This is a genomic window from Pseudomonas sp. dw_358, from assembly GCF_018449655.1.
GTDB lineage: Bacteria > Pseudomonadota > Gammaproteobacteria > Pseudomonadales > Pseudomonadaceae > Aquipseudomonas.
This window is the reverse complement of the sequence record NZ_JAAVUX010000001.1, coordinates 508,850-532,929: the sequence shown is the minus strand read 5'-3', so window position 1 is coordinate 532,929 and position 24,080 is coordinate 508,850. Positions and strand designations below refer to the sequence as shown.

Here is a 24,080-nt window from a genome sequence, read left to right as displayed (position 1 = left end):
GAGCGTTTGTAACTGAATTTGTGCAAATTGACGACTGACCGCTGCCGCCGAGCATTCCATGCCTGATCTGCTTGACCGTTACCCGCTGAGCGCGGGTACCTACCACGAAATGCTTGAAGCCGATGGTGCCGTGCGGCCCCACTGGCGGCGGCTGTTCGACCAGCTGCAACGCAGCAGTTCGGCTCAGCTCGGCCAGCGGCAGGCATTGATGGCGCGGCAGATCCAGGAAAACGGCGTGACCTACAACGTCTACGCCGACCCCAAGGGTGCGGACCGTCCGTGGGAGCTGGACCTGCTGCCCAACCTGATCCCCGCCGCCGAATGGCAACAGGTATCGGCGGGCATCGCCCAGCGCGCGCGGCTGCTCAATGCCGTGCTGGCCGACATTTATGGCCCGCAGACCCTCATCGCCGAAGGGTTGTTGCCTGCCGAGCTGGTCTACGGCCATAACAACTACCTCTGGCCCTGCCAAGGCATCGTCCCGCCGGAGAATACTTTCCTGCATCTGTACGCGGTGGATCTGGCGCGTACCCCGGACGGCCAGTGGTGGGTCACCGCCGACCGCACCCAGGCGCCCTCCGGTGCGGGTTACGCGCTGGAAAACCGCATGATTGTGTCGCGGGCGTTTCCCGAGCTGTACCGCGACCTGCGGGTGCAGCACCTCACCGGTTTTTTCCGCACCCTGCAGGAAACCCTGACGCGGCTGGCCCCCAGCGAGGGCGAGACGCCGCTGGTGGTGCTGTTGACTCCCGGCCGTTTCAACGAAAGTTACTTCGAGCATCTGTATCTGGCGCGCCAGCTCGGTTACCCGTTGGTGGAAGGCGGCGATCTCACAGTGCGCGACGCTACGGTATACCTCAAGACCCTCAGCGGGCTGCGGCGGGTCCACGCGATCATGCGCCGCCTGGACGATGACTTCTGTGACCCGCTGGAGTTGCGCACCGACTCGGCCCTGGGCGTGCCCGGCCTGCTCCAGGCCGTGCGTCAGGGCCGCGTGGTGGTGGGCAACGCTTTGGGCAGTGGTGTGCTGGAGTCTCCCGGCCTGCTGGGCTTTCTGCCAAAGATCAATCAGCACTTGTTTGGCGAAGCATTGATTCTGCCCTCCGTCGCCACTTGGTGGTGCGGCGAGCCGCCGGTGCTGGACCAGGCCATCGAAAAGCTCGGTGATCTGCTGATCAAGCCGGCCTTTCCGTCGCAAAGCTTTGTGCCGGTGTTCGGCCGCGACCTCGACAGCGCCCAGCGCAAGACCCTGGCCAAGCGCATGCAGGCGCGCCCCTACGCCTACGTGGCGCAGGAAATCGCGCAGTTATCCCAGGCGCCGGTCTGGCAGGCGGACAGTAGCCAGCTGCAGCCACGGGCCATCGGCATGCGGGTGTATGCCGTGGCCGGGAAGGATGATTACCGGGTGTTGCCCGGCGGCCTGACCCGCGTGGCCGCCGAGGCCGATGCCGAAGTGGTGTCCATGCAGCGCGGCGGTGCCAGCAAGGACACCTGGGTGCTGGGCGACCGCTCGCCCGTGGGCGAGCAGTGGAAGGCCCAACGGCCCATCGGCGTGCACGATCTGGTGCGCCTGGACCCTTACCTGCCGTCGCGGGTGGTAGAGAACCTGTTCTGGTTCGGTCGCTACTGCGAACGTTGCGACGACAGCGCGCGGTTGCTGCGCATCATCCTTGGCCGTTATGTCGATGGCGATGACCCGCAAGCGCTGGAGGCCGCCGTGGAGCTGGCCGACAGCCTCAACCTGCTGCCGGAAGAGGGCGACCTCGAAGAGCGCCTGCTCGCCGCCTTGCTGGGGGAGGACTGGCCATTCAGCCTGCGTTCCAACCTGCAACGGCTGCAATGGGCAGCGTCGCAGGTGCGCGGCAAGCTGTCCCGGGAAAACTGGCAAGCGCTGGTGGAGTTGCAGCGCGAGGCGCAGACCCTGGACAGTGAAGAGCCGGACTTTGCCGAGCTGCTGGATTTCCTCAACCGTCTGGTCATGTCCCTCGCCGCGCTGTCGGGCTTCGCCCTCGACGACATGACCCGTGACGAAGGCTGGCGCTTCCTGATGATCGGCCGGCGCCTGGAGCGCTTGCAGTTCCTCAGCACCAGCCTTTCGGCGTTCCTGCGCGGTACGGCGGTGGACGATCAGGCCGGGTTGGAGTGGTTGTTGGAGCTGGGCAACAGCAGCATCACCTACCGCTCCCGTTATCTGGCGGTGCCGCAACTGATTCCGGTGCTGGACCTGCTCCTGCTGGACGAGCAGAACCCCCACGCCGTGCTGTTCCAGCTCAAGCTGGTAAATCGCTCGTTGCGTCGCCTCAATGAAGAGTTCGGCGCGCCCCGTGACCGCGCCATTGCACTGCTGATCGAGCGCCTGCGCCACTTCGACCTCGGCACTCTGGAAAACCCGCTGTTCGGTGCCGGCAGCGCCAATGCCGTGCTCGAGGGGCTGGCCGACCTGCTGGCGGAAATTTCCGCCACCAGCAGTCAGGTCTCCGACCGTCTGGCCTTGCGCCATTTCGCCCACGTCGATGACGTCAACCAGCAGACGGTATCGGTGTGATGAGCGCGCGCTATCAGATCATTCACGACACCCACTACACCTACGACAGCCCGGTTTCCCTGGCCAAGCAGCTCGCTCACCTGTGGCCTCGCCCCAGCGAGTGGCAAGTCTGCGAGCGCCATGAGATGCGCATCAGCCCCGAGCCGACGTCGCGCATGGACGAGCAGGATGTCTTCGGCAACCCGCTGACCCGTCTGGCGTTCGAGCGGCCCCACGATGAATTGAAAGTGTGCGCACGTTTGTGGGTCGAGGTGTTGCCACGGCCGACCCTGGATTTCGCCCGGTCGCCAGCCTGGGAGGACACCCGTGCGGCGTTGTGCTACAGCGGCAATCCCATGGTCAACCAGTTGCTGGAGGCCTGCCGCTATCGCTTCGAGTCGCCCTACGTGCGCTTGAAGAAGAGCTTCGTGGAGTTTTCCCAGAGCTGCTTCCCGGCGGGCCGACCGCTGCTGGAAGGCACCCAGGCGTTGATGGAAAAGATTTTCGACGAGTTCACCTTCGATGCCGAAGCCACCCAGGTGGCAACGCCCCTGGTGGAAGTGCTGGAAAGCCGTCGTGGCGTCTGCCAGGACTTCGCTCACCTGATGCTGGCCTGCCTGCGCTCTCGTGGCCTGGCAGCACGTTATGTCAGCGGCTACCTGCTGACCCAGCCACCGCCCGGCCAGCCCAGGCTGATCGGTGCCGACGCTTCCCATGCCTGGGTCTCGGTGTTCTGCCCGGCGCTGGGTTGGGTGGATTTCGACCCGACCAACAATGTGCAGCCGGCCCTGGAGCACATCACTCTGGCTTGGGGCCGGGACTTCTCCGATGTCTCGCCACTGCGCGGGGTGATTCTGGGCGGCGGCAATCATGATCCCGAGGTCCAGGTGACGGTGATGCCGCTGGAGGGGTAGCGGATCTTTCATGAAAACCCATGATCCCCAGTGGACTATCATGGCGGCAGTTGCCTTCTTCCCTCTGCCGGAGACCTCCATGCTCTTCAAAGCCGTCACCCTGTCCCTGCTGACCCTCGCCAGCGCCCATGCGATGGCCGCCGAATGCCAGACCACCGTCGACTCCACCGACACCATGACCTTCGATACCAAGGCCATTCAGGTCCCCAAAGCCTGCAAGACTTTCACCGTCAACCTGACCCACTCCGGTGGCTTGCCGGTGGCGGTAATGGGGCACAACTGGGTGCTGTCCAAGGAGGCAGATGCCGATGGCATTGCCGCGGACGGCATGGCAGCGACGCTGGACCACGACTACATCAAGCCTGGGGACACGCGGGTCATCGCCCATACCAAGATCATTGGTGCAGGGGAAAAGGACTCGGTGACGTTTGATGTGGCGAAGTTGGACCCGTCTGAAAAATACGCTTTCTTCTGCTCGTATCCGGGGCATATCTCGATGATGAAGGGCACGGTCTCACTGGTGGATTGATCCCCTGTGGGAGCACCCCTTCGTCCAGTCAGACCGAGTCGTCTGCATCGCAGCCAAGGCTGGCTCCCACAGGCTTCGGTCTTCAGCCAGGCACCTTGAACACATGCCTTAGATAAGCCACGAAATTGGGGTCACGACACTGAGTCTTGGCCGACTCGTCGGAAATCTTTGCCACCGGCTGGCCATTGCAGTCGGTCATCTTGCAGACGATGCTCATCGGCTTGACCCCTGGAATGTCACAGGTCAGGTGGGTGCCGATGCCGAAGCTGACATTGATCCGCCCGCGCAGCTGGCGAAAGATGTCCAGTGCCTTGGGCAGTGTCAGGCTGTCGGAAAAGGTCAGGGTCTTGGTCATCGGGTCGATGCCCAGCTTGTGATAATGGGCGATCGCTTTTTCTGCCCAGATGATCGGGTCGCCCGAGTCGTGGCGCAGACCGTCGAACAGCTTGGCGAAGTACAGATCGAAGTCGCCGAGAAACGCGTCCATGGTGATGCAATCAGTCAGGGCAATGCCCAGCAAACCACGGTATTCCCGCACCCAGCAATCCAGCGCGGCCGCCTGGCTGTCGATCAGTCGTGGGCCCAGTTGCTGGTGCGCCATGATCCACTCGTGGGCCATGGTGCCTAATGGCTTGAGGTCGAACTCTCGGGCCAGGTGGACATTGCTGGTGCCGACAAAGCGCCCGGGGAAATCGTGCTTGAGCACGTTGACCACTTCTTCCTGCACCTTGAATGAAAAGCGCCGACGGGTGCCGAAGTCAGCCACCTGGAGCTGGGCGAGCTCGTCCTGGGTGGCGTTGGCGGTCAGCCAATCGAACTTGCGGTAAAGCTGGCTGCGCACCTGCTCCAGCGTCACGTCCGGGTGCAGTGCGCGGTTGCGCACCTCGCTGACCGTGGCCAGCAGCGGCACCTCGTACAGAATCACATGCAGCCACGGCCCGCGCAGGCGGATGAACAGTTCGTCGTTCTCGATGCCCATGTGCAGGTAGCGCAGGTTGAAGCGAAACAGCCCCAGAAAGCGCAGGAAGTCCGGCTTCATGAAGTTGATGCGTTCCAGAAAATCCAATTGGTCCGGGCTCAGACTCAATTCGCTCAAGCGTTCTATCTGCAGGCGCAGTTCGGGCAGGTAATCGCGCAGGTCTTCGCCGTTGCGGCAGCGAAACTCCCATTCCACCTCTACATTCGGGTAGTTGTGCAGAACCGCCTGCATCATGCTGAGTTTGTACAGATCGGTGTCGAGCAGGTTTTGCACGATGCGATCAGCGAAAACGCCTTCGCTCATGGGTCTCTCCGGGTCACAAATTGCTGGGCAGGCTGCTAGTGGCGCACAAGTGCGCGTGCGGGGAAAGTATTTTTTCTGTCGTGACCTGATGGCTACCCGCCATCCATGGCCTAAGCCCCCGCAAAACAAGGGTTTTGCCGAGTCTGGCAAAATTGCGTCTACGCTGATCCGTCAGTAATGGTGCGTCCTGTAGCAGTGACGCACCGCCGATGTGCAGTTCGGTTACGCAAGCTGTTACAGCATGGTTGCACGAGACTGTAATAAAAGGTTGCAACGATAGTGGCGAAGGGTTGCACCTTTTTCTGCTGCAAGTACCACCTGCCGCATTCCAGACGGTTGCACGGCCCGCAAAGCGACGTCGATGAAAGGGTCTAGGGCGGTGATGTAACGGGTTTTAAACAGCGGGAATCAGTGCTGGCACGGTGCTTGCTCAGGGCATTGGGCTGAAGTTGTTGTGCGAAACCAAAAAATCTCAGGAGCACCACCTCATGTCGCAGACGTTTTACAGGAAAGGTTTTCTGGCCCTCGCAGTGGCTTCCGCTTTGGGTGTTTCTTCGTTTGTTCAAGCTGCTGACATCAAAATCGGCGTTGCCGGCCCGATGACTGGCGCCAACGCCGCTTACGGCGAGCAGTACATGAAAGGTGCACAAGCTGCGGCTGATGCCATCAACGCTGCCGGCGGCGTGAATGGCGGCAAGATTGTTCTGGTCCCGGGCGACGACGCCTGCGAGCCCAAGCAGGCTGTGGCTGTCGCCAACAAACTGGTCGACCAGGACAAAGTCTCCGGCGTGGTCGGTCACTTCTGCTCGTCCTCGACCATTCCCGCTTCTGAGGTCTACGCCGACGCCGGCGTGATCGCGATCACTCCTGGCTCGACCAACCCGACCGTCACCGATCGCGGTCTGAGCGCCATGTTCCGTATGTGCGGCCGTGACGACCAGCAAGGCATCGTCGCCGGCGACTACATCGTCGACGTGCTCAAAGCCAAGAAAGTCGCAGTCATCAACGACAAGGACACCTACGGTAAAGGTCTGGCTGACGCCACCTCTGCCGAGCTGACCAAGCGCGGCGTCAAGCCGGTGCTGGAAGAAGGCCTGACCCGCGGCGAGAAAGACTTCAGCGCCTTGGTCACCAAGATCCGCGGCACCGGTGCCGACACCGTTTACTTCGGCGGTCTGCACCCGGAAGCCGGTCCACTGGTTCACCAACTTCGTGACCAGGGCCTGAAGGTCAACTTCGTCTCCGGCGACGGTATCGTCACCGACGAAATGGTCACCACTGCCGGCGGACCGCAATACACCGACGGTGTGTACATGACCTTCGGTGCCGACCCGCAGAAGCTGCCAAGCAGCAAGGCGGTGGTCGAGCAGATGACCAAGTCCGGTTTTGCGCCGCAAGGCTACACGTTGTATGCCTACGCTTCGGTGCAGGCCCTGGCTGCCGGTTTCAACGGCGCCAAGTCGAACAAGGGCGAGGACGCTGCCAAGTGGCTGAAATCGCACCCGGTCAACACCGTCATGGGCGAGAAGACCTGGGACAGCAAGGGCGATCTGAAAGTCTCCGACTACGTGATGTACCAGTGGGATGCCAGCGGCAAATACCACCAGTTGGACAAGCAGAAGTAATGTGAAAAATGGGTCCGGCTCGTGCACCTCTGTGCGGGCCGATCCTGCTCCTGGCTACGCTCAGGCGTAGCCTGTCAGTTCTCTCATTCATTGTGCCTGCCTGCGTCGCCGTGTTCTGACTCGGTGCCGCGAGCCGGTGCGTGATGACCGACGTTCACGAGAGTGCATTGATGGACGGTATCTTCCTGCAACAAATGGTCAACGGCCTTACCCTGGGTTCGGTCTACGGCCTCATCGCCATTGGCTACACCATGGTTTACGGCATCATCGGCATGATCAACTTCGCCCACGGCGATGTGTACATGATCTCGGCCTACCTGGCGGCCATCGGCCTGGCGGTGCTGTCGTTCTTCGGAATTCACTCCTTCCCGTTCCTGATTCTCGGCACGCTGATCTTCACCGTCGTGGTGACCGGTGTGTACGGCTTCGTGATCGAACGGGTCGCGTACAAGCCTTTGCGCAACTCGACGCGGCTGGCGCCGCTGATCAGTGCCATTGGTATCTCGCTGATCCTGCAGAATTACGCGCAGATCGCCCAAGGTGCCAAGCAGCAAGGTATCCCGACCCTGCTTGAGGGGGCCTGGCGCTTCAACATCGGCAGCGGCTTCGTGCAGATCACCTACACCAAAGCCTTCATTCTGCTGGTGTCGCTCATCGGCATGGCCGCGCTGACCTATATCATCAAATACACCAAGCTGGGCCGGATGTGCCGTGCTACCCAGCAGGACCGCAAGATGGCGTCGATCCTCGGGATCAACACCGACCGCGTGATTTCCTACGTCTTCGTCATCGGCGCCGCCATGGCCGCGCTGGCCGGCGTGCTGATCACCCTGAACTACGGCACCTTCGACTTCTACGCCGGCTTCATCATCGGCATCAAGGCGTTCACCGCTGCCGTGCTGGGCGGTATCGGCTCGTTGCCGGGGGCCATGCTCGGCGGCTTGATCCTGGGGGTTGCCGAATCGCAGTTCTCCGGGCTGATCAACTCCGACTACAAGGACGTGTTCAGTTTTGCCCTGCTGGTGCTGATCCTCATCTTCCGTCCCCAAGGCCTTCTGGGTCGCCCACACGTGGCGAAGGTATAAGTATGTCTGCTGCCCTGAACAAACCCATCGAAATCAAGAAAAGCCTGATCGACATGGTCATTGCCGGTTTGCTGGCCTTGATCGTGTTCGGTCCGATCGTCGGCGTCGTGCTGGACGGCTACAGCTTCAATCTGCAACCCACCCGGGTGGTCTGGCTGGTGCTGGTGGTCATGATCGGACGGTTCCTGATCAGCCTGTTTCTGCAGACCCCCCGTGGTCAGGCCGTCTCGCACCGCTTCGAAAGTGCAGGCTCCGGGGTGCATGTGCTGCCGCCCAGCCACAAGTCGAATCTGCGTTTCATCATCCCGGCATTGATCATCATTGCCATCGTGTTTCCGGTGTTCGCCAACAAATACATACTGACTGTGGTCATCCTCGGTCTGATCTACGTGCTGCTGGGGCTGGGCCTGAACATCGTGGTCGGCCTGGCCGGCCTGCTCGACCTGGGCTACGTAGCCTTCTATGCCATTGGCGCCTATGGCCTGGCCTTGGGTTACCAATACCTGGGCCTGGGGTTCTGGTCGGCGTTGCCGTTGTCGGCCATCGCTGCGGCGTTGGCGGGCTGTATTCTCGGCTTTCCGGTGCTACGGATGCACGGCGACTACCTGGCCATCGTGACGTTGGGTTTCGGCGAGATCATCCGTCTGGTGCTGACCAACTGGGTGTCCTTCACCGGCGGCCCCAACGGTGTGCCGGTGCCCTCGCCGACGTTCTTCGGTCTGGAGTTTGGTCGTCGCGCGAAAGATGGCGGTGTCCCGATTCATGAATATTTCGGCTTTGAATATAACCCGGACCTGAAATTCATTTTCATCTACAGCGTGCTGTTCCTGGTGGTGATGGCCGTGCTGTATATCAAGCACCGCCTGACCCGCATGCCGGTCGGCCGCGCTTGGGAAGCGCTGCGCGAGGACGAAATTGCCTGCCGCTCCATGGGCCTGAACCATGTGCTGGTCAAGCTCTCGGCGTTCACCCTGGGTGCTTCTACCGCAGGTCTGGCGGGCGTGTTCTTTGCCAGCTATCAGGGCTTCGTCAACCCTACCTCGTTCACCTTCTTCGAATCGGCGCTGATCCTGGCCATCGTGGTACTGGGCGGCATGGGTTCCACTGTGGGCGTGGTGATTGCCGCGTTCGTCCTGACCGTGGCTCCCGAATTGCTGCGCAGCTTTGCCGAGTACCGCGTGCTGCTGTTCGGCGTATTGATGGTGTTGATGATGATCTGGCGTCCCCGTGGCCTGATTCGGGTCAGCCGTACCGGTGTGACCCCACGTAAAGGAGTGGCGCCATGAGCGACGAAGTCATCCTGTCGGTGGAAAACCTGATGATGCATTTCGGCGGCATCAAGGCGTTGAGCGACGTCAGCCTGAAGGTTCGGCGCAATTCGATCTTCGCTTTGATCGGCCCCAACGGCGCCGGCAAGACCACGGTGTTCAACTGTCTGACCGGTTTCTACAAGGCCACCGGCGGGCGCATCCAGCTCAACGCGCGGGGCAAGAGCACCAACGTGATCAAGCTGCTGGGGGAATCGTTTCAGGTGAAGGATTTTGTCTCGCCGGCGAGCTTTCTCAATCGGCTGTATTTCAAGATGTTCGGGGGTACTCACCTCGTCAACCGCGCGGGCATGGCCCGGACCTTCCAGAACATTCGCCTGTTCAAGGAGATGTCGGTGGTGGAGAACCTGCTCGTGGCCCAGCACATGTGGGTCAACCGCAACATGCTGGCCGGCATCCTCAACACCAAGGGCTACCGCAAGGCCGAAGAGGATGCACTGAACACGGCGTTCTACTGGCTGGAAGTGGTGGACCTGGTGGACTGCGCCAACCGCCTGGCCGGCGAGCTGTCGTACGGGCAGCAGCGCCGCCTGGAAATCGCCCGGGCCATGTGCACGCGGCCGCAGGTCATCTGCCTTGACGAGCCGGCGGCGGGCCTCAACCCGCAGGAAACCGAGGCGCTCAGTGGCATGATCCGCCTGCTGCGCGACCAGCATGACATGACCGTGGTGCTGATCGAGCATGACATGGGCATGGTCATGGGCATTTCCGATGACATTGTGGTCCTTGACCACGGCAACGTGATCGCGACGGGCAAGCCCGAGCAGATCCGCAATGACCCGAAAGTCATCGCCGCCTACCTGGGCGCCGATGAAGAGGAGCTGGTATGAGTACGCCCATCCTCGAGATGAAGGACATCGACGTCTATTACGGGCCGATCCAGGCCCTGAAGAAAGTCTCGCTGCATATCAACGAAGGCGAAACGGTCAGCCTGATCGGCTCCAACGGCGCAGGCAAGTCGACGCTGCTGATGTCGATCTTCGGTCAGCCGCGTGCAGCTGCCGGGCAGATCATCTATCAGGGCACGGACATCACCCAGAAGTCTTCCCACTACATCGCCTCCAACGGTATTGCCCAGTCGCCGGAAGGCCGGCGGGTGTTTCCGGACATGTCGGTGGAAGAGAACCTGATGATGGGCACCATTCCCATCGGCGACAAACACTCGGATGAGGATATGCAGCGCATGTTCGAGCTGTTCCCCCGGCTCAAGGAGCGTCGCAACCAGCGTGCCATGACCATGTCCGGGGGCGAGCAGCAGATGCTGGCCATCGCTCGCGCCTTGATGAGCCGGCCCAAGCTTTTGCTGCTGGACGAGCCGTCCCTGGGCCTGGCGCCCATCGTGGTGAAGATGATCTTTGCGACCCTGCGCGAGCTGGCGCAGGGCGGCATGACCATCTTTCTGGTGGAGCAGAACGCCAACCATGCCCTGAAGCTGTCGGACCGTGCCTACGTGATGGTCAACGGCGAGATTCGCCTGACCGGCACCGGGCAAGAGCTGCTGACCAATGACGAAGTGCGTAACGCCTACCTCGGTGGGCACTGACAGCACATTCCAGACGAATGAGGGACACTTGATTTTGTGGAAAACATATTTTCAGGGTCCCAAACTGCGACAGTCGGCCGCCGCAATTCATTGTTTTGTCACAGTTTCAAGTTGTCCCCCGTTACTGTGGGTCCGCCTGTGCACAACGTGGGTGTAGTCGGCCACAGCCCACGGTTGACGTGGCCTGCAAGCCTCTGATTGTTTTTTGATCAGGTCATTCCCCGGCCAGCCCCGCGCCTTTTGTCAACTCTTTTATCCACCGGCCAACCGATCTGAAAGGCGTGCTCAGGGCCTGTGGATAAGTCTGTGGGCAAACCTTGGAAATACCTCGCCAGCCATGATGCTGACTGGTCTCGCGCGGTTGGCCCGTTGGCCACCGCCTGGTGCTTGCGGGCGCCGTGATCAAGCGCGAGTGCCGGGGTCAAGCAAAATACTTTCAATCACTGACCGTAACGGCTTTGCTTGCTGGGCGGGCGCATGCCGGGCATGCTTTAAACGATTCACCTACCGTGACTGAATGGACTGACTTGGAGAGCAAGATGACTTCCACTGTGTTTATCACTGGCGCCACCTCGGGTTTCGGCGAAGCCTGTGCCCGGCGGTTTGCCGAGGCCGGCTGGTCGTTGATCCTCACCGGCCGCCGTGAGGAACGCCTGCAGGCGTTGAGCGCCGAGCTGTCGAAGGTGACCTCGGTGCACACCCTGACCCTCGACGTGCGCGACCGCAAGGCCATGGAGGCGGCCGTTGCCGGTCTCCCGGCGCAATTTGCGACCATCAACGCCCTGATCAACAACGCCGGCCTGGCCTTGGGCACTGACCCGGCACCCAAGACCGACCTGGACGACTGGGACACCATGGTCGACACTAACGTCAAGGGCCTGATCTACAGCACCCGCTTGCTGCTGCCGCGCCTGATTGCCCACGGCAAGGGCGCAACGATCGTCAACCTCGGTTCGGTGGCGGGCAACTACCCCTACCCGGGCAGCCACGTGTACGGCGCGAGCAAGGCGTTCGTCGGGCAGTTCTCGCTGAACCTGCGATGCGACCTGCAAGGCACGGGTGTGCGGGTCACCAACCTGGAGCCGGGCATGTGCGAAAGCGAGTTCTCGCTGGTGCGCTTCGGTGGCGACAAGGCCAAGTACGACGCCACCTACGCGGGCGTCGATCCGATCCAGTCCAAGGACATTGCCGACACCATCTACTGGATCGTCACCCAGCCGGCGCACATCAACATCAACAGCCTTGAATTGATGCCGGTCACCCAGAGCTGGGCAGGGTTTGCGGTAGAGCGGCACAAGCAGGGTTGATCGTGTTTCCGAGCAAGCCTGGTCCTGCACGAACTGCGCAGGACCGAATTTGCTCGGGAACCGCTCACAACGCCTTGTAGCAAGTCTCGAGGTGGTAAGGCGTGGTCGAAGGCATGTCGCTTCGGCTCACCTTGCCCTCGGCATCACGGCACTCGTACCAGCCGTCGGCATGCAGGAATTTCTCTCGGAACACCTTCAACTGCTGCGCTACGCGCGGTTGCGCATCCCCACGCAAGGTCAGGGCGCGCAGGTACTCAGCCTGGGCCCAGATGCGACGTGTCCCGTCTCGTACTCGCCCGTCGGGCTCCAGCATCGACAGCACCACGCCGTCCTGCACGCCGAACTGCTCGGAAAATGCGAAACAGCGCGCCACCGAGTGTCGCAACGGATGGTCGTGCATCAAGGCGCAGGACTCTAGCAGGTAGAACCATTCGAACTGATGCCCCGGCTCGAACCAGTTATCCACAGCCCCGCAGGGTTTCTCCAGCATCAGGCCACGCACCGGTTCGATGAAGTGGCGTTGCATGGCATCAGCCAGCGCCAGCAGGTCAGTCTTGACCTGTTCGTCATCACGTACCGCCAGCGTGGCGAGGAAAGCCTCGGTCAGGTGCATCAGCGGATTCTGCAGGGCACCGCTGCCGTTGTCCGCCCAGTCCTCGGCGAGGCTGGAGGCGTACAGGTCATCCTCGCTGGCAAAGCGCGTGGCAACGATCTCCAGCGCGGCATCCAGCACCGACTCCACCAGAGGCTCGGACACAGCCGCCCAGTAGTGAGCACAGGCGAAGATGATGAAGGCGTGGGTGTAGAGGTCCTTGCTGCGGTCCAGTGGCTGGCCCTGGGGGTCGATGCTGTAGAACCAGCCGCCGTGTTCAGCGTCGTGGAAATGCCGCTGCAGAGAGCGGAACAACGCGGCGGCGCGCTCGCGAGCACCTGGCTGGTCGATGTGGCTGGCGAACAGATACAGCTGGCGCGCACAGGCCATGGCGCGATAGCGCTGGGGGGGCAATGGCGCGTGGCTGGCGTCCAGCGCCTCGTAGGGCAGCGCCAGCTCGGCATCCCAGCCCGGGCCCAGCCACAGCGGCATGACCTTCTGGAGGAAGTGCGTACGGGTGGCGTCAACGAGGGGGGCGAGGCTGGGATCTTGAGGCATTGGGCAGGCAGTCGTCACAAGGGGGGGCGTTTTTGTGGGCGACATGGTAGCAGGTCTGGGCGCGGCCATCGCGCGCCCCTACTTGCAGAGGATCGATTTACCGAGGATCGATCAAGCCGCCGTCAGCAGCCCCTGGCGTTCGATGAAGGCGATGATCTGCTCCAATCCTTGCCCGGTCTTCTGGTTGCTGAACACGAACGGCCGCTCGCCGCGCATGCGCCGGGTGTCTCCGTCCATCATTTCCAGTGACGCGCCTACCAGCGGTGCCAGGTCGATCTTGTTGATCACCAGCAGGTCGGACTTGCAGATCCCGGGGCCGCCCTTGCGTGGCAGCTTGTCGCCGGCGGAGACGTCGATGACGTAGATGGTCAGGTCCGAGAGCTCGGGGCTGAAGGTGGCGGAAAGATTGTCGCCGCCGGATTCCACCAGAATCAGGTCGAGGCCGGGGAAGCGCCGGTTGAGCTGATCCACCGCTTCGAGGTTGATCGAGGCGTCCTCGCGAATGGCGGTGTGCGGGCAGCCGCCGGTTTCCACGCCGATGATGCGCTCCGGCGCCAAGGCCTCGTTGCGCACCAGAAAGTCGGCGTCTTCGCGGGTGTAGATGTCGTTGGTCACTACGGCAAGGTTATAGCGTTCGCGCAGCGCCAGGCACAGGGCCAGGGTCAGGGCCGTCTTGCCGGACCCGACAGGTCCGCCGATGCCGACGCGCAGAGGTTGAGCATTCATGATGTTTCTCCTAGGAGCGGAACAGGCGGCTGTACTGCCGTTCGTGGGCCATGCTCGCCAGAGCGAGGCCGAACGGGGCACTGCCGTAATCGTTGGATGACAGGCGCGCGGCCCGTTGTTCGGCCTGCTGCAGCAGCGGCAGCAGTTCACTGGTCAGGCGTTGAGCGGCCTGCTGGCCCAGAGGCAGGGTTTTCATCAGCACCGCCAACTGGTTTTCCAGCCAGCTCCACAGCCAGGCGGCGAGAGCGTCCTGCGGGCTGATGCCCCAGGCGCGGGCGGCCAGCGCCCAGCCCAGAGCCAGGTGCGGCTCGTCGACCTGGGTCAGGCATTGGCGCGCGCTGTCGTCGAGCTCCGGCAGGCCCAGCAGCAGTTGCTTGAGGGAATAGCCCATTTGCCGGCTTTCCTGGGCCAGCTCCCGGGTTTCGCGGCTGGCGCGATGTTCGTCACAGCGCTCGCGCAACAGCGACCAGTCGTCTTCGGCGGCAGCCTGGCAGTGATCGAGTAGCAGCGGCGCCTCAAAGCGTGAAAGGTTGAGCAGCAGCTGGTCGCCGATCCAGCGCCTTGCGGTGCTCGAATCGGTAACCTTGCCTTGTTCCACGGCCATTTCCAGCCCCTGGGAGTAGCTGTATCCCCCAATCGGCAGCTGTGGACTGGCCAGACGCAGCAGCGCCCAGGCCGGGTTCATTTGCGCACGCCGAACTGGTGCAGGCGCGGCGGGTAGTTGAAGTCTTCGTCGCCGTGCCGGGAGTGGTGGTGGCCGCCGCCGTAGGCGCCATGTTCGGGCTGAAACGGTGCCTGGATCTGCTCGCAATGGGCCCCTAGCTGGTCGAGCATGGCCTTGAGCACGTAGTCATCCAGCAGCCGCAACCAGCCATCGCCCACTTGCAGGGCGACGTGGCGGTTGCCCAGATGATAGGCGGCGCGGGTCAATTCAAAGGCGCTGGAGCAGGTGACATGCAGCAGCGATTCCGGGCGCGCGCAGACACGCACGATGCGCCCGTCTTCCGCCTCCAGACATTCACCGTCGTACAGCGGCGGCTGGCCGCGTTCGAGGAACAGGCCGACGTCCTCGCCGGTGGCACTGAAACAGCGCAGGCGGCTTTTGCTGCGCGCGTCGAAGTTGAGATGGATCTCGGCCGACCAGTCAGGTTTTGGCTCGATTCTGCGATGAATCACCAGCATTGCGGGCATCCGGCTGTTTGCGATGGGAAATGCACAGCAAGGGGCTTGCCAATGGGTCTCTTCCCGCAATATCCCTGATTGAGCCGGGTGACGCTTGAAGATGGGGCGCAGGAATGATCTGTTATGGTGCGCCAGCACTCATGATGCTCGTTAATGGTGCCTGTCAGAATTTGTAGCCCACCCCGACCATGTAAACCCATGGGTCGACGTCCACGTTGACCTTGGTCCGACCTACGCCCAGGGCGGTAGGGCCGTCCACGCTGGCTGTGGTGTTGATGTCGACGTACCACACGGCGGCGTTGAGCATGATGTGGTCGGTGAGCATGTAGTCCACGCCGACTTGCCCGGCCAGGCCGACGGAATCGCGCAGCTTCAGGTTACTGAACCCTTCGGCCTTGCGCTCGCTGCTCAGATCTTCGCCGTAGAAGAAGGTGTAGTTCAGGCCGACGCCGGCATAGGGCTGGAAGGCCGACGTTGGCGCCATCGGGTAGTACTGCAGGGACAAGGTCGGCGGCAGTTGCTTGACCGTGGCCAGCTTGCCATCCAGCCCGGCAACGCCGGTGGCGGCACTGACGCCGCGTACGCCAACGTTATGCTGGAAGGGTGAGGCCGCCAGCAGCTCGACACCCCAGTGGTCGGCGAACATGTACGCTACGGCCAGGCCCAGCTGGGTGTCGCTGTCCAGAGTGGCCTTGGTCCCGGCGACTTTTGCACCGTCGAGTTTCAGCTCGCCGCTGTCTTCGTGGGGGTCGGTGGTGGCAGCGCCGGCACGGATGATCCAGTCACCGGCTTCATGGGCCTGGACAAAAGGTGCGACCAACGCCAGGCTGAGCAAGGTGGCGCATACGAGAGGGGTGTTCATGGGAGCTCCATCTGACCAAGGTTGAAAATTTGGCTCCGATGGTAGTGAGGCGCGGGCGGCGCTTTTTGACCTGAGGCAATAAAACCCTGATCAGGTCGCTGGGTGGACGAAAATCTTGTCGGCCGCCGCTCCCTCGCTCGCGGGTATGATGCCGAGTGACGTACGCAGAGGACTCGAGATGATACGTATTCGTGGCAATGTCGGAGCGATTGCGGTGGACCTGACGGTGGAAATGGACGCCGAGGATTGGGCGCGGCTGGGAGCGCAGTTACCGGTAGTGGCGGGTGAAGCGCAGGCGGCTGCGCCGGCTGCGCCTCGTGGTCAGAACGATGCACTGTGGGAGACGGCGTTGCGCCTGGTGCAACAGGCCGGACAGGTCAGCGGACCAGAGTTGCTGGGGCAGCTTGAAGGGCTGGCGGGCAGTACGGCAGCAGGGAAACGATTGCTGGTGCGGTTGCGTCATTGCAGCCAGGTGAGTGTGCAGGCGGGGGATCAGGCGCCGGTTTATTGTTGGGTGGAATGAGCGCGTAACGGCCATCGCCACGCGCTGAGCCTGCTAGTACAAGGCCGCAAACAACCGCCGCCGATACGTCGTCACCAGCGGATGATCATTGCCCAGCAACTCGAACACCTGAAGCAAGCTCTTGTGGGCCGCGCCTTCGTTGAAGCTGCGGTTGCGCACGAACAGTTTGAGCAACCCTTCCAGCGCCGCCTCGTACTGCTGGCGCGATAACTGCTGGATGCTCAGCTGGTAAGCCGCCTCGTCATCTGCCGGGTCCTGGGCCAGACGGCTTTTCAGCTCGGCCGGGTCGGGCAGGGTGGCGGCCTGGCGCAGGAAGGTCAGCTGCGCTTTGGCGCCCGCCAGGGCAGCCTTGTGCTCGTCACTCTTGACGGCGCCGAGGATGGTCTGCGCCTCGTCCAGTTCACCCCGTTCAGCCAGGCAGCGGGCATACAGGATCAACGCCTGGGCGTTGCCGTTGTCTTCGCTGAGCAGCAGCTTGAGCGCGGCCTCGGCTTCGCCGAAACGGCTTTCGTTGAAGAGCGCCTGGGCGGCTTCGAACGGGTCGGCCTCGGCCGGTGGCGGCATCTGCACATGGGGTTCGAGCAGGGCGCGAATCGCTGATTCAGGCTGCGCGCCGGCAAAGCCGTCGACGGGTTGGCCGTCCTTGAACAGCACCACCGTGGGCAGGCTGCGAATGCCGAAACGACCGACGATGTCCTGCTCGGCATCGCAGTCGACTTTGGCCAGCAGCAGTTCGCCCTGGTACTCCTCGGCAATGCGTGCCAGCAGCGGCATCAGCACTTTGCAGGGCGCGCACCACTCGGCCCAGAAATCCACCAGGACCGGTTTGACAAAAGAGTTCTGGATCACCGCCTGATCGAAGTTGAGGGCGGTGGCATCGAAAATGAACGGGGTTTCTTGACTCATCGCGGTCTCGGGAAAGCGGGCTGGTTGAGGGATGATATCGTCGAGCGGTTCAATATGGCCATATCAAGGCGCCTGCTCGAACTGCAAAGCCCCCAGGGCCTGGGTGGTCGGCTGGGTAATCTGCCGCGACGGCAAATGCAGAATCAACTGCCCGGACTGTGTTGCCCGTCCGCGCAGTTCCACGCGCTCGCCGGCGGGAAAGGCATCGGGGTTGAAGCGCAGTTGGAACGCCAAGGGCTGATTGTTGCCAATCCATTTACTGCTGGCCAGCAAGCGTTGCGGCAGGTTTCGCTCATTGACCACCAGCAAGGCCAACTCCACCTGGGCCCCGGCCGGTATGCCCAACAGGGTCCCGCTCAGCTCACGCTGGTAGACGGGCAACGGCCCCAGGCCCAAGGGTTGCGCGGCTTTGGCCTGGGCCGGTGCGTTCACGACGGGCGGCGGCGGGGTGCTGCTGCAAGCGGCCAGCAGGGTGATCAGGCTGAGGAGAACAAGCGGTCGAAGCGACATGGACGTTTCCGGCAGAATCAAAGTCGTCTGTATACCGCAAAGGCTTTGACTTGTCTTGCCAGTGGGATGCGCTACCATGGCCCTCCCTTTTTTTGTTGCCTGCCACCATGCACTGTCCCTTCTGCGGTGCCAACGACACCAAGGTCATCGACTCGCGACTGGTCGCCGAAGGCGAACAGGTTCGCCGTCGTCGCGAATGCCTGGCCTGTGGTGAACGTTTCACCACCTTCGAAACCGCCGAACTGGTATTGCCGCGCCTGATCAAGCAAGACGGCAGCCGCCAGCCCTTCGACGAAGAAAAACTGCGCGCCGGCATGCAGCGGGCGCTGGAAAAGCGCCCGGTGAGTGTCGAGCGGCTCGAAGCGGCCATGGCCCACATCAAGCACAAGCTGCGCGCGACCGGTGAGCGCGAGGTCAAGTCGCTGGTGGTGGGTGAACTGGTGATGGCTGAGCTGCAACAACTGGACGAAGTCGCCTATATCCGCTTTGCCTCGGTGTACCGGCGCTTCCAGGACTTGAACGAGTTCCGCGAAGAACTCGACCGTCTGGCCCGCGAGCCGGCCAAGCCATGAACGACATGATTGATCGGCTGCACATGGCGCGTGCCATCGAGCTGGCGCGCCTGGGCATCTACTCCACTCATCCCAACCCGCGGGTCGGCTGTGTCATCGTGCGCGATGGCGAAGTGGTGGGCGAGGGCTGGCACGTGCGCGCCGGTGAAGGCCATGCCGAAGTGCATGCCCTGCGCCAGGCCGGCGAGCGGGCCCGTGGGGCCACCGCGTACGTCACCCTGGAACCCTGCAGCCATCATGGCCGTACCCCGCCCTGTGCCGACGCGCTGGTCAACGCTGGCGTGGCGCGAGTGGTGGCCGCCATGCAGGACCCCAATCCGCAAGTGGCCGGAAACGGTCTCAAGCGCTTGGCGGCGGTGGGCATCGAGGCGCAGTCCGGCCTGCTGGAAGGCGAGGCCCGGGCCTTGAATCCCGGTTTCATCAAGCGCATGGAGCAGGGCCTGCCGTACGTACGGATCAAGCTGGCCATGAGTCTGGATGGGCGCACTGCCATGGCCAGCGGCGAGAGCCAATGGATCACCGGCCCGGCGGCGCGCTCGGCGGTGCAGCGCTTGCGCGCTCGCTCCAGCGTGGTGTTGACCGGTGCCGACAGCGTTCTCGCCGACCGCGCGCGCATGACCGTGCGTGCCGAAGAGCTGGGCCTGAGCGGTGAAACCCTGGCCCTGGCTACCGAGCGAGCGCCCTTGCGCGTGCTGGTGGACGGGCGCTTGCGCGTGCCACTGGATGCACCGTTCTTCCAGGCCGGTCCGGCGCTGGTGGCGAGTATGCGCACGGGGCCGGGCTACCCTGAGCAGGGTCACGAATTGCTGACGCCGGGGTCACAGGATGGCCACGTCGACCTCCACGCGCTGTTGCGCGAACTCGCCCGCCGTGGCGCCAACGAGGTGCTTGTGGAAGCGGGTGCCCGCCTCGCCGGCGCCTTTGCTCAAGCCGGCCTGGTGGACGAGTACCACTTGTTCATCGCCGGCAAGTTCCTCGGCTCCTCGGCACGGCCCTTGCTGGATTGGCCATTGACGCAGATGAGCCAGGCGCCGAATCTGAAAATCATCGACATGCGTGCGGTGGGCGACGACTGGCGAGTCATCGCAATCCCTGCACCACCCTCACCCCTATAACCTGCGGTCCCCGGCTTTGAGGAGCATCCCATGTTCACCGGCATCATCGAATCCATCGGCAGCATCCGCGCACTGACGCCCAAGGGTGGCGATGTGCGTGTCCACGTGGCCACTGGCAAGCTCGACCTGAGCGACGTCAAGCTGGGCGACAGCATTGCTATCAACGGTGTGTGCCTGACCGCCGTGGAGCTGCCGGGCGACGGCTTCGTCGCCGATGTCAGCCGCGAGACCCTCGATTGCACCGCGTTCCACCAGTTGAAGACTGGCAGCCGCCTCAACCTGGAAAAGGCCCTGACCCCGACCACGCGTCTGGGCGGCCACCTGGTCAGCGGCCACGTCGATGGCGTGGGCGAAGTGGTGTCCCGCGAGGAAAACGCCCGCGCCGTGCAGTTCCGCATCCGCGCCCCGAAGGAGTTGGCCAAGTACATCGCCCACAAGGGTTCGATCACCGTGGATGGCACCAGCCTGACCGTGAACGAAGTGGACGGCGCCGAGTTCGAGTTGACCATCATCCCCCACACCCTCAGCGAAACCATCATGGGTGACTACAAGCCCGGTCATCTGGTGAACCTGGAGGTCGATCTGCTGGCTCGTTACCTGGAGCGTCTGTTGCTCGGTGACAAGGCGGCGGTGTCGAGCAAGGGCGGCATCAGCGAAAGCTTTCTGGCCGAAAACGGGTTCGTGAAGTCCTGAGCCCCCGTCACCCTATCGAGAAGGAGGTGCCGCGTGGCCCTCAGCAGCGTTGAAGAACTGGTCGAAGACATTCGCCTCGGCAAGATGGTCATTCTCATGGATGACGAAGACCGCGAAAACGAAGGCGACATCATCATGGCGGCCGAGTGCTGCCGGGCCGAGCACATCAACTTCATGGCTCGCTACGCGCGCGGTCTGATTTGCATGCCGATGACTCGCGAGCGTTGCGAGGCCCTCAAGCTGCCGTTGATGGCGCCGCGCAACGGCTCCGGTTTCGGCACCAAGTTCACCGTGTCCATTGAAGCCGCCGAGGGCGTCACCACCGGCATCTCCGCCGCCGACCGCGCGCGCACCGTGCAGGCCGCGGCTGCTCGCGACGCCAGGCCGGAAGACATCGTCAGCCCTGGCCATATCTTTCCGCTGATGGCCCAGCCCGGCGGCACCCTGGCGCGCGCCGGCCACACGGAAGCAGCCTGCGACCTGGCGCGCATGGCCGGTTTCGAACCCACTGGGGTGATCTGCGAGGTGATGAACGACGACGGCACGATGTCCCGTCGCGCCGAGCTCGAAGCCTTCGCCGCCGAACACGGCATCAAGGTCGGCACCATTGCCGACCTGATCCACTACCGGATGATACATGAGCGTACCGTCCAGCGGATCGCCGAGCAGCCGCTGGACAGCGAGTTGGGCCAGTTCAATCTGGTCACCTACCGTGATTCGGTAGAGGGCGATGTGCATCTGGCCCTCACGCTGGGCACCGTCAGCGCCGACGAACCGACCCTGGTCCGGGTCCACAATATGGACCCGTTGCGCGACCTGTTGCTGGTCAAGCAGCCCGGCCGCTGGAGCCTGCGGGCCGCCATGAGCGAAGTGGCAGCGGCCGGCAGCGGCATCGTCTTGTTGTTAGGACACCCTCTCGATGGCGACGTGCTGCTGGCGCACATTCGAGAAACGGCCGAGCACACGCCGGTGAAAACGCCGACGACCTACAGCATCGTCGGCGCCGGTTCGCAGATCCTGCGCGACCTCGGCGTGCGTAAAATGCGCCTCATGAGTTCGCCAATGAAGTTCAATGCGATATCCGGATTCGATCTGGAAGTAGTAGAATACGTGCCCTCTGAATAAACACCGTCAAGGGGTCGCCAGAACCACAGCCCGACGCTATGGTTTGTGCGATCCCCTTTCGTTATTCGTGACCCATGACTCCCACAGGCCGCAGTTTGCGCCCTGGCTCTTTAAAACGAGACACACCCGAATGACCCTGAAGACCATCGAAGGTAACTTCATCGCCCCCGAGGGCCGCTATGCCCTGGTGGTTGGCCGCTTCAACAGCTTCGTCGTCGAAAGCCTGGTGAGCGGTGCCGTTGATGCCCTGGTTCGCCACGGCGTGAGCGAGAACGACATCGTGATCATCCGTGCCCCTGGCGCCTTCGAAATTCCGCTGGTGGCGCAGAAAGTCGCGCAGCAGAGCGAATACGCCGCCATCATCGCGCTGGGCGCAGTCATTCGGGGCGGCACGCCGCACTTCGAATACGTGGCGGGCGAGTGCACCAAGGGCCTGTCCCAGGTGTCTATGGAGTTCGGCGTACCCGTTGCCTTCGGCGTGTTGACCGTCGATTCCATCGAGCAGGCCATCGAGCGTTCCGGCACCAAGGCCGGTAACAAGGGCGCCGAAGCTGCCCTGTCCGCCCTGGAAATGGTCAGCCTGCTGTCGCAGTTGGAGGCCAAGTGATTTCCGACGATACCGATCAATTCAACCCCCGTGACGCCAAGGACCCGGACGCTGCCAAGGGCAAGAGCGCCAAGCGCCGCGAAGCCCGTAAGCTGGCGACCCAGGCCCTGTACCAGTGGCACATGGCCGGTCATTCGCTGAATGAAATCGAAGCGCAGTTTCGCGTGGATAATGATTTCAGCGACATCGACAGCGGTTACTTCCGGGAAATCCTCCATGGCGTGCCGGCCAACCGCAGCGAGATCGATGCGGCGCTGACGCCTTGTCTGGACCTGACCCTGGACGAGCTCGATCCGGTCGAACTGGCCGTGTTGCGTCTGTCCACCTGGGAACTGCTCAAGCGTGTCGACGTGCCCTACCGCGTGGTCATCAACGAAGGCATCGAGCTGGCCAAGGTGTTCGGTTCGACCGACGGGCACAAATTCGTCAACGGCGTACTCGACAAGCTCGCACCGCAGGTGCGCGCTGCTGAAGTCAAAGCCCACAAGCGCTGATCAGCGCCCATGGGTGAGTTCGAGCTGATCCGCCATTACTTCGCTGCCGCGCCTTGCGCGCGGGCCGGCGGTGCCGTGGCGTTGGGGATCGGCGACGATTGCGCCTTGCTGAGCCTGGCCCCAGGGCAGCAACTGGCTGTTTCCACCGATACCCTGGTGGAGGGCGGGCATTTCCCCAATGGTGCCGAACCTTTCCTGCTGGGGCAGCGCGCACTGGCCGTTGCCGCCAGTGACCTGGCTGCCATGGGAGCGGAACCCCTCGGCTTTGCGCTGGCCCTGACTTTACCTGCCAACGACGAAGCCTGGCTCAAGGGCTTCAGCGACGGTTTGAACCGGATGGCCGAGCAGTGCCGGCTGCGCCTGATTGGCGGCGACACCACCCGTGGGCCGTTGACCCTGACCCTGACCGTGTTCGGCAGCGTGCCCGTCGGGGCGGCGCTGACGCGGGGTGGTGCCCGGCCTGGCGACCTGCTTTGTGTCGGCGGCTCGCTGGGCCTTGCCGCCGGAGCCTTGCCGCTGGTGCTTGGTCAGCGTCAGGCCGAGCCTGCCATTGCCGTGCCGTTGCTGGCGCAGTACTGGTCGCCGTCCCCGCAACTGGCGCTGGGTCAAGCCTTGCGCGGCCGGGCTTCGGCAGCGCTGGATATTTCCGACGGCCTGCTGGCGGACTGCGGCCACCTCGCCAAAGCCTCCGACTGCGCCCTGCAAATTGAACAATCCGCCTTGCCCCTGTCCAGGCCATTGGTGACCTTTCTCGGCCTGGATGGCGCCCGGGCTGCTGCCTTGAGCGGCGGCGACGATTACGTGCTGGCCTTCACCTTGCCCGTCGAGCATCTGCCGGCACTGCAGGCAGAGGGCTTTACGGTGCACGTGATCGGACGTGCGGTGTCCGGCAGCGGTGTGCAATTGCTCGACGAGCATGGCCGGGATATCACCCCGGCCGTCCGTGGTTATCAACATTTTCCGGAGTCCCCGTGACAGACCATCCCAAGCAGGTCCCGGCCGAGTTCGTGCCACCGTCGGTGTGGCGCAACCCTTGGCATTTCATTGCCTTCGGCTTTGGCTCCGGGACGTTGCCCAAGGCGCCGGGCACCTGGGGTTCGCTGGTGGCCATCCCGTTCATCCCGCTCTGGCAGATGCTGCCCGATTGGGGATATTGGCTGATGCTGGGCGTGACCATGCTGTTCGGCTTCTGGCTGTGCGGCAAGGTAGCGACCGATCTGCGGGTGCATGACCATGAAGGCATCGTCTGGGATGAAATGGTCGGAATGTGGATCACGCTATGGCTGGTGCCCAGTGGCTGGTACTGGATTCTCGCGGGTTTCCTCATGTTCCGTTTCTTCGACATTCTCAAACCCTGGCCGATACGCTGGATAGACAAGCATGTGCACGGCGGTGTCGGTATCATGCTGGACGACGTGCTGGCCGGGGTCTTTGCCTGGTTGTGCATGCAGGCGCTGGTTTGGGCGGTGGCTTGATCC

26 protein-coding genes are annotated in these 24,080 nt (G+C 62.9%); 18 read left to right on the top strand and 8 right to left on the bottom strand.

The annotated features are described in order from the left end of the window. Positions 1-58 precede the first annotated feature (58 nt). The 3 genes from HB675_RS02550 (at position 59) to azu (ending at position 3,967) form a co-directional block, all read left to right on the top strand. A complete protein-coding gene (locus HB675_RS02550; RefSeq protein WP_213875509.1) occupies positions 59-2,545 on the top strand; it encodes a circularly permuted type 2 ATP-grasp protein in 2,487 nt (828 codons plus the stop codon). Further along, positions 2,545-3,438 carry a transglutaminase family protein gene (locus tag HB675_RS02545; RefSeq protein WP_213875508.1) on the top strand — a complete coding sequence of 298 codons (894 nt, stop codon included), beginning with the start codon at positions 2,545-2,547 and terminating at the stop codon, positions 3,436-3,438. Before HB675_RS02550 ends, HB675_RS02545 begins: the two co-directional genes overlap by 1 nt. Before the next feature lie 79 nt (positions 3,439-3,517). Further along, positions 3,518-3,967 carry an azurin gene (gene azu, locus HB675_RS02540; protein WP_213875507.1) on the top strand — a complete coding sequence of 150 codons (450 nt, stop codon included), beginning with the start codon at positions 3,518-3,520 and terminating at the stop codon, positions 3,965-3,967. Between the two features lie 82 nt (positions 3,968-4,049). Here the strand turns inward: azu and pncB are convergent, their stop codons facing one another. Continuing rightward, positions 4,050-5,249 (bottom strand): nicotinate phosphoribosyltransferase, encoded by a 1,200-nt coding sequence (gene pncB / locus HB675_RS02535; RefSeq protein ID WP_213875506.1) that lies wholly within the window; start codon positions 5,247-5,249, stop codon positions 4,050-4,052. A 488-nt stretch (positions 5,250-5,737) separates the two neighbouring features. On the opposite strand from pncB, the gene HB675_RS02530 reads away from it, so the two are divergent. From HB675_RS02530 to HB675_RS02505, 6 genes are all read left to right on the top strand, one after another. Next, positions 5,738-6,874 (top strand): branched-chain amino acid ABC transporter substrate-binding protein, encoded by a 1,137-nt coding sequence (locus tag HB675_RS02530; protein ID WP_213875505.1) that lies wholly within the window; start codon positions 5,738-5,740, stop codon positions 6,872-6,874. A 170-nt stretch (positions 6,875-7,044) separates the two neighbouring features. Next, positions 7,045-7,959 (top strand): branched-chain amino acid ABC transporter permease LivH, encoded by a 915-nt coding sequence (locus HB675_RS02525; protein ID WP_213875706.1) that lies wholly within the window; start codon positions 7,045-7,047, stop codon positions 7,957-7,959. Between the two features lie 2 nt (positions 7,960-7,961). Then, a complete protein-coding gene (gene livM / locus HB675_RS02520; RefSeq protein ID WP_213875504.1) occupies positions 7,962-9,245 on the top strand; it encodes a high-affinity branched-chain amino acid ABC transporter permease LivM in 1,284 nt (427 codons plus the stop codon). Continuing rightward, positions 9,242-10,117 carry an ATP-binding cassette domain-containing protein gene (locus HB675_RS02515; RefSeq protein ID WP_213875503.1) on the top strand — a complete coding sequence of 292 codons (876 nt, stop codon included), beginning with the start codon at positions 9,242-9,244 and terminating at the stop codon, positions 10,115-10,117. The genes livM and HB675_RS02515 overlap by 4 nt, the downstream gene beginning before the upstream one ends. After that, the gene (locus HB675_RS02510; RefSeq protein WP_213875502.1) at positions 10,114-10,830 is read left to right on the top strand and encodes an ABC transporter ATP-binding protein; all 717 of its coding nucleotides are present in this window, start codon (positions 10,114-10,116) and stop codon (positions 10,828-10,830) included. Before HB675_RS02515 ends, HB675_RS02510 begins: the two co-directional genes overlap by 4 nt. Before the next feature lie 539 nt (positions 10,831-11,369). Next, positions 11,370-12,137, top strand: a complete 768-nt coding sequence (locus tag HB675_RS02505) for an SDR family oxidoreductase (protein ID WP_213875501.1) — start codon at positions 11,370-11,372, stop codon at positions 12,135-12,137. Positions 12,138-12,201: 64 nt separating this feature from the next. On the opposite strand, the gene HB675_RS02500 is transcribed toward HB675_RS02505, so the two are convergent. From HB675_RS02500 to HB675_RS02480, 5 genes are all read right to left on the bottom strand, one after another. Beyond that, complete coding sequence (locus tag HB675_RS02500; protein ID WP_213875500.1) at positions 12,202-13,287, bottom strand: AGE family epimerase/isomerase; 1,086 nt, start codon at positions 13,285-13,287, stop codon at positions 12,202-12,204. Between the two features lie 111 nt (positions 13,288-13,398). Continuing rightward, a complete protein-coding gene (gene ureG, locus HB675_RS02495) occupies positions 13,399-14,013 on the bottom strand; it encodes an urease accessory protein UreG (protein WP_213875499.1) in 615 nt (204 codons plus the stop codon). 10 nt (positions 14,014-14,023) lie between these two features. After that, positions 14,024-14,698, bottom strand: coding sequence for an urease accessory protein UreF (locus HB675_RS02490; RefSeq protein WP_213875498.1), 675 nt, complete (start codon positions 14,696-14,698; stop codon positions 14,024-14,026). Then, positions 14,695-15,195, bottom strand: coding sequence for an urease accessory protein UreE (gene ureE / locus HB675_RS02485; protein WP_213875497.1), 501 nt, complete (start codon positions 15,193-15,195; stop codon positions 14,695-14,697). Before ureE ends, HB675_RS02490 begins: the two co-directional genes overlap by 4 nt. 163 nt (positions 15,196-15,358) lie before the next feature. Further along, positions 15,359-16,057 carry an OmpW family outer membrane protein gene (locus HB675_RS02480; RefSeq protein ID WP_213875496.1) on the bottom strand — a complete coding sequence of 233 codons (699 nt, stop codon included), beginning with the start codon at positions 16,055-16,057 and terminating at the stop codon, positions 15,359-15,361. A 178-nt stretch (positions 16,058-16,235) separates the two neighbouring features. Here HB675_RS02480 and HB675_RS02475 point away from each other — a divergent pair, with 178 nt between their 5' ends. Continuing rightward, a complete protein-coding gene (locus HB675_RS02475) occupies positions 16,236-16,580 on the top strand; it encodes a hypothetical protein (protein ID WP_213875495.1) in 345 nt (114 codons plus the stop codon). Between the two features lie 33 nt (positions 16,581-16,613). On the opposite strand, the gene trxA is transcribed toward HB675_RS02475, so the two are convergent. Then, a complete protein-coding gene (trxA, locus tag HB675_RS02470; RefSeq protein ID WP_213875494.1) occupies positions 16,614-17,486 on the bottom strand; it encodes a thioredoxin in 873 nt (290 codons plus the stop codon). A 63-nt stretch (positions 17,487-17,549) separates the two neighbouring features. Continuing rightward, positions 17,550-17,996 (bottom strand): YbaY family lipoprotein, encoded by a 447-nt coding sequence (locus HB675_RS02465; protein ID WP_213875493.1) that lies wholly within the window; start codon positions 17,994-17,996, stop codon positions 17,550-17,552. Positions 17,997-18,103: 107 nt separating this feature from the next. Between HB675_RS02465 and nrdR the strand changes: the two genes are divergently transcribed. From nrdR to HB675_RS02425, 8 genes are all read left to right on the top strand, one after another. Beyond that, complete coding sequence (gene nrdR, locus HB675_RS02460; RefSeq protein WP_213875492.1) at positions 18,104-18,568, top strand: transcriptional regulator NrdR; 465 nt, start codon at positions 18,104-18,106, stop codon at positions 18,566-18,568. Between the two features lie 5 nt (positions 18,569-18,573). Continuing rightward, entirely contained in the window at positions 18,574-19,683 is a 1,110-nt protein-coding gene (ribD, locus tag HB675_RS02455; protein ID WP_213875705.1) for a bifunctional diaminohydroxyphosphoribosylaminopyrimidine deaminase/5-amino-6-(5-phosphoribosylamino)uracil reductase RibD, read from the top strand. Positions 19,684-19,713: 30 nt separating this feature from the next. Further along, the gene (locus HB675_RS02450; RefSeq protein WP_213875491.1) at positions 19,714-20,376 is read left to right on the top strand and encodes a riboflavin synthase; all 663 of its coding nucleotides are present in this window, start codon (positions 19,714-19,716) and stop codon (positions 20,374-20,376) included. Positions 20,377-20,409: 33 nt separating this feature from the next. After that, positions 20,410-21,501, top strand: coding sequence for a bifunctional 3,4-dihydroxy-2-butanone-4-phosphate synthase/GTP cyclohydrolase II (ribBA, locus tag HB675_RS02445; protein ID WP_213875490.1), 1,092 nt, complete (start codon positions 20,410-20,412; stop codon positions 21,499-21,501). Positions 21,502-21,631: 130 nt separating this feature from the next. Next, positions 21,632-22,108: a 6,7-dimethyl-8-ribityllumazine synthase gene (ribE, locus tag HB675_RS02440; RefSeq protein WP_213875489.1), complete on the top strand. Its 477-nt coding sequence runs from the start codon at positions 21,632-21,634 to the stop codon at positions 22,106-22,108. Further along, a complete protein-coding gene (gene nusB, locus HB675_RS02435; RefSeq protein WP_213875488.1) occupies positions 22,105-22,602 on the top strand; it encodes a transcription antitermination factor NusB in 498 nt (165 codons plus the stop codon). The genes ribE and nusB overlap by 4 nt, the downstream gene beginning before the upstream one ends. A 9-nt stretch (positions 22,603-22,611) precedes the next feature. Continuing rightward, complete coding sequence (gene thiL / locus HB675_RS02430) at positions 22,612-23,577, top strand: thiamine-phosphate kinase (protein ID WP_213875487.1); 966 nt, start codon at positions 22,612-22,614, stop codon at positions 23,575-23,577. Further along, complete coding sequence (locus tag HB675_RS02425; protein WP_213875486.1) at positions 23,574-24,077, top strand: phosphatidylglycerophosphatase A; 504 nt, start codon at positions 23,574-23,576, stop codon at positions 24,075-24,077. The genes thiL and HB675_RS02425 overlap by 4 nt, the downstream gene beginning before the upstream one ends. The last annotated feature ends 3 nt before the right edge of the window (positions 24,078-24,080 follow it).